Annotated in this window: 1 protein-coding gene; it reads left to right on the top strand. The window is 63.3% G+C overall.

The features are described 5' to 3' along the window. Positions 1-211 precede the first annotated feature (211 nt). The coding region (locus tag DBR24_RS26640) for a metal ABC transporter solute-binding protein, Zn/Mn family (RefSeq protein WP_128616205.1) at positions 212-1,100 on the top strand (889 nt) is incomplete at its 3' end.

Below are 1,100 nucleotides of genomic sequence, written 5' to 3'. Positions count from 1 at the left end.
GTTCGTTCGTGATGTTGCCCGGCGCCGACGCGCAGGCCGCGCCGGACATCTGGCTCAACCGTGACGCGGCCGTGCAAACCCCGAAACAGCTGGACGCCGCCGCCCTGTCCGCTGCCGGCTGGAAACAGATCGTCGCGCAATTCGATGCCGGGGTTACCCGCGAACATCGCCATTGATCCTTCGCCCGCATTCGAGAGAAGACCGTTTGCCCATGTCTATTTCATCCCCTCGCCGTCCGTTATTGCGTCTGTTTCTGGCTGGCCTTTGCGCCTGCCTGCTGAGCCCGCTGGTCAGCGCCGATCCGGCCAAGCGCCTGCGCATCGGCATCACCCTGCACCCTTATTACAGCTACGTGGCGAACATCGTCGGCGACAAGGCCGACGTGGTGCCGCTGATTCCCGCCGGCTTCAACCCGCACGCCTACGAGCCCCGGGCCGAAGACATCAAACGCATCAGCGGACTGGACGTGATCGTGCTCAACGGGGTCGGCCATGACGACTTCGCCGACCGCATGATCGCCGCCAGCGAAACGCCGGACATCAAGACCATCGAAGCCAACGAAAACGTGCCGCTGCTGGCCGCCACCGGCACCGCCGCGCGCGGGGCCGGCAAAGTGGTGAATCCGCACACGTTCCTGTCGATCAGCGCGTCCATTGCCCAGGTCAACAACATCGCCCGCGAACTGGGCAAGCTCGACCCGGACAACGCCAAGACTTACACCCAGAACGCCCGCGCCTACGGCAAACGCCTGCGGCAGATGCGCGCCGACGCACTGGCCAAACTGACCCAGGCGCCGAACGCCGAACTGCGCGTGGCCACGGTGCACGCGGCTTACGACTACCTGCTGCGCGAGTTTGGTCTGGAAGTGACCGCCGTGGTCGAACCGGCTCACGGCATCGAGCCGAGTCCGAGCCAATTGAAAAAGACCATCGATCAACTGCGCGAACTCGACGTGAAAGTGATCTTCTCGGAGATGGACTTCCCGTCGACGTACGTCGAAACCATCCAGCGTGAGTCCGGCGTCAAGCTGTACCCGCTGTCGCACATTTCCTATGGCGAATACACCGCCGACAAATACGAAAAGGAAATGACCGGCAACC

The organism is Pseudomonas sp. HMWF006 (assembly GCF_003061205.1).
In the GTDB taxonomy this organism is placed as follows: Bacteria; Pseudomonadota; Gammaproteobacteria; order Pseudomonadales; family Pseudomonadaceae; genus Aquipseudomonas; species Aquipseudomonas monsensis.
Note: the sequence above shows the minus strand (reverse complement) of the source record. Positions and strands in the feature narration are given on the sequence as shown.